Source organism: Streptomyces sp. NPDC049577, assembly GCF_040675635.1.
In the GTDB taxonomy this organism is placed as follows: domain Bacteria; phylum Actinomycetota; class Actinomycetes; order Streptomycetales; family Streptomycetaceae; genus Streptomyces.
In genome coordinates, this window is sequence record NZ_JBFAPH010000495.1 from 1 (window position 1) to 3,331 (window position 3,331).

Consider the following 3,331-nt stretch of genomic DNA (forward strand, 5'->3'; position numbering starts at 1 on the left):
GGTCCTCGTGCTCGCCGTCGGGGCGGGCCTGGCGGCCGCGGTGGTCGCGGCCTTCGGTGACGCCCACCCCGGACGCGTGCTCGGCGGCGCGCTGCTGGGCGCGCCGAACGGGGTGTGGCTCGGGGTGCCGCTGGGGCTGTTCGTGCCCTGGCGGGGCACGGCCGGCGGCTCGCTGCTGACCGTGCTGCCGGATCCGCTGAACCGCTTGCTGGACATGCGGGCCGACGAGGCGGTGACGCTGGGCCGGCTCGCGGGGTACGAACCGCTGGTGTGGCTGCTGGCCGTCGGCAGCGCCCTGCTGATGCTCACGGCCGGGGTGCTGGCCGCCGCGCGTACGCCGCGCGGCCCGGGCGGGCCCGGGGGGTTCGCGCTGCGGTGCGGGCTGTCCCTGGGCGCGGTCACCGCCGTGGGGCTGCCGCTGCTGGTGCTCGCGACGCGGGTGAAGGCGGACGCGAGCCTGTCGGTGCTGGGCGTCGACGCGGTCGGGGCGGCCCTGGACCTGCGGGGGAATGTGCCGGCGGCGCTGGGGCTGGGGGCGCTGTGGGGCTTCGGGGCGGGGGTCTGCGGCGCTGTGCTCGCGTGTGCGGCGGGGGTGGCGCGGCGCGCTCCGCGCAGGTATCCGGAACAGGGTCCGTACCGGCCGTCGCCTGGGTACCGGGCCTCTCGCGAGGAGACGAACCCCTACTTGCGGCCGCCGGCCGACGACGGGCGCTTCAGCGCGCCGACCGAGACGGCCGCGCCCCCGCCGCCACCGGCTCCGCCCAGGCGGAAGTTCCCGCCGACACCGCCACCAGGACCGCCGCCGCGCCTGCCGTGACCGGGGGCTTCGCCCGCCGTATGCCTACCGCTCGCGCCCTCGTTACGGGCACGGGATACGGTAGAGAGCACCATGAGCGACAACACCCCCACCCTTCTCGTGAAGATCTTCGGGAAGGACCGGCCCGGTATCACCGCCGGGCTCTTCGACACGCTCGCCGCGTACGCCGTCGACGTCATAGACATCGAGCAGGTCGTCACCCGGGGCAGGATCACCCTGTGCGCGCTGGTCACCGCCCCGGCGGGCGGGGCCGGGGCGGAGGGGGAGCTGCGGGCGACCGTGCACAGCTGGGCGGAGTCGATGCGGCTGACCACCGAGATCATCTCGGGACGGGGGGACAACCGGCCACGCGGTACGGGGCGTTCGCACGTCACCGTGCTGGGGCACCCGCTGACCGCCGAGGCGACGGCCGCGATCGCGGCGCGCATCACCGGCACCGGCGGCAACATCGACCGTATCTTCCGGCTGGCCAAGTACCCGGTGACGGCGGTGGAGTTCGCGGTGTCCGGCACCGGGACCGAGGTGCTGCGGACCGCGCTGGTCACCGAGTCGGTGGCGCTCGGCGTGGACGTGGCGGTCGTGGCGGCGGGGTTGCAGCGGCGGGCGCAGCGGCTGGTCGTGATGGACGTGGACTCGACGCTGATCCAGGACGAGGTCATCGAGCTGTTCGCGGCGCACGCGGGCTGCGAGGCCGAGGTGGCCGAGGTGACCGCGCGGGCGATGCGCGGCGAGCTGGACTTCGAGCAGTCGCTGCACGCGCGGGTGGCGCTGCTGGCCGGGCTGGACGAGTCCGTGGTGGACAAGGTGCGCGCGGAGGTGCGGCTCACCCCGGGCGCCCGGACGCTGATCAAGACGCTGAAGCGGCTCGGCTTCCAGGTGGGTGTGGTCTCCGGCGGCTTCACCCAGGTCACGGACGATCTGCGGGAGCGGCTGGGGCTGGACTTCGCCTCGGCCAACACGCTGGAGATCGTGGACGGCCGGCTGACCGGCCGGGTCACCGGGGAGATAGTGGACCGGGCGGGCAAGGCCCGCCTGCTGCGCCGGTTCGCGGCGGAGGCGGGCGTCCCGCTGTCCCAGACGGTGGCGATCGGCGACGGCGCGAACGACCTGGACATGCTCAACGCGGCCGGTCTGGGCGTGGCCTTCAACGCCAAGCCCGTGGTGCGCGAGGCGGCGCACACCGCCGTGAACGTCCCCTTCCTGGACACCGTCCTCTATCTGCTGGGCGTGACCCGCGAAGAGGTCGAGGCGGCCAACACCCACGAGTGACCGCCGGGCGGCGTCAGGCGTGCGGCGCCCAGAAGGCGACCAGCCGGGCCACGCCGTGCTCGACGGACTTCCAGGAACCGGTGAAGGTGAGCACCGCGACGGCGGAGGTGGGGAAGCCGGAGCGGTTCATCCGGGCCAGGAGATCGCCCTCGGCCTCGCCGGCGAGGGCGTCGGCCAGGGCGTGGACGCCGGGGTTGTGCCCCACGAGCAGCACGTCCGCCACATCGTCGGTGACCTCGTTGAGCACCGCGATGAGTTCGCCGAGGGACGCTTCGTAGATCCGCTCGTCGTAGACCGTGCGGGGGCGCTGCGGCAGCTCGCCGACCGCGAGCTTCCAGGTCTCGCGCGTGCGGACGGAGGTCGAGCACAGGGCCAGTTCGGGGGTGACGCCGGAACCGGCGAGCCAGCGGCCGGCGGCCGGGGCGTCCTTGCGGCCGCGCTCCGCGAGCGGGCGTTCGTGGTCGTCCACGTCGGGCCAGTCGGCCTTGGCGTGCCGGAGGAGGATGATCCTTCGGGTCGGTTCGGAGCTCATGACGTCAAGCTTCGCACGAATCGGCCGACGAGGCGCGGGGTGTTGACGGGCTTGCCCCCGGAGGGTGGCGGCGCGCCGCGCCGGGGCTCACTGCCCGTGGTGCAGCACCGAGTGCTGGACGACCTGGATGATCCGCGCGAGCGAACTGCCGCCGTGCGGGGTGCCGCTCGCGGCCGAGGCGGGGCCGGACATGAGTGAGAAGAGGGCCGCGAACGCCACGAGGGGCAGGGCCAGGGCCCACCACCGCAGCCTGGTCTGTACGTCTCCGTGCCGGCCGGCGGGCATGGGGATCACCTCCGAGGGGTTCGTCTGGGCACCGCTTTGCGGTGCACTACGAACCTACGGAGCCGGGCGTCGGTCTCCCATCCGGAAACCCACCCAGTCTTCCCTGAGCCCAGCCCCCTAGGGGACGGTGGGGACAACCCCACCCTCGCCCGGGACGGCGGCCGGGGACGGCTCAGGGTGAGGCGACGGTGGCGATCACGGCGATGACGGCGGTGATCGCGAGCATCACGCCGAGGATGGTCAGCAGGGCCTTCTGGCCGTTCTGGGGGTTCGGGTCGAGCACGGGCATGGCATCAGTGTCCCACTCCCGCGGCGGCGGTCGTCACCCGGGCGTAAGTTTTTAAGGGCGCACGGTGGATGCCTTGGCACCAGGAACCGATGAAGGACGTGGGAGGCCGCGATAGGCCCCGGGGAGCTGTCAACCGAGC

The 3,331-nt window shown here is 73.8% G+C and carries 5 protein-coding genes and 1 rRNA gene; 3 read left to right on the forward strand and 3 right to left on the reverse strand.

What is annotated here, in order from left to right; genetic code table 11:
* Together AB0K09_RS31645 and serB are read left to right on the forward strand one after the other, a co-directional pair.
* A partial coding sequence (locus AB0K09_RS31645) for a streptophobe family protein (RefSeq protein WP_366068834.1) occupies positions 1-817 on the forward strand: 817 nt, incomplete at its 5' end.
* 72 nt (positions 818-889) lie between these two features.
* The gene (gene serB / locus AB0K09_RS31650; RefSeq protein WP_366068835.1) at positions 890-2,086 is read left to right on the forward strand and encodes a phosphoserine phosphatase SerB; all 1,197 of its coding nucleotides are present in this window, start codon (positions 890-892) and stop codon (positions 2,084-2,086) included.
* 13 nt (positions 2,087-2,099) lie between these two features.
* Here serB and AB0K09_RS31655 read toward each other — a convergent pair whose 3' ends face one another.
* The 3 genes from AB0K09_RS31655 to AB0K09_RS31665 all read right to left on the reverse strand — a co-directional run bounded on the left by AB0K09_RS31655 (position 2,100) and on the right by AB0K09_RS31665 (position 3,192).
* Complete coding sequence (locus AB0K09_RS31655) at positions 2,100-2,618, reverse strand: histidine phosphatase family protein (protein ID WP_366068836.1); 519 nt, start codon at positions 2,616-2,618, stop codon at positions 2,100-2,102.
* Positions 2,619-2,705: 87 nt separating this feature from the next.
* Complete coding sequence (locus AB0K09_RS31660; protein ID WP_366068837.1) at positions 2,706-2,903, reverse strand: hypothetical protein; 198 nt, start codon at positions 2,901-2,903, stop codon at positions 2,706-2,708.
* Between the two features lie 172 nt (positions 2,904-3,075).
* A complete protein-coding gene (locus AB0K09_RS31665) occupies positions 3,076-3,192 on the reverse strand; it encodes an SGM_5486 family transporter-associated protein (RefSeq protein WP_366068838.1) in 117 nt (38 codons plus the stop codon).
* 41 nt (positions 3,193-3,233) lie between these two features.
* On the opposite strand from AB0K09_RS31665, the gene AB0K09_RS31670 reads away from it, so the two are divergent.
* A 23S ribosomal RNA gene (locus tag AB0K09_RS31670) occupies positions 3,234-3,331 on the forward strand; the annotation flags it as partial.

Bases quoted from the DNA above. Each gene is read 5' to 3' on its own strand.
- serB (WP_366068835.1), top strand. From the start codon at position 890: ATGAGCGACAACACCCCCACCCTTCTCGTGAAGATCTTCGGGAAGGAC.
- AB0K09_RS31655 (WP_366068836.1), bottom strand. From the start codon at position 2,618: ATGAGCTCCGAACCGACCCGAAGGATCATCCTCCTCCGGCACGCCAAG.
- AB0K09_RS31660 (WP_366068837.1), bottom strand. From the start codon at position 2,903: ATGCCCGCCGGCCGGCACGGAGACGTACAGACCAGGCTGCGGTGGTGG.
- AB0K09_RS31665 (WP_366068838.1), bottom strand. From the start codon at position 3,192: ATGCCCGTGCTCGACCCGAACCCCCAGAACGGCCAGAAGGCCCTGCTG.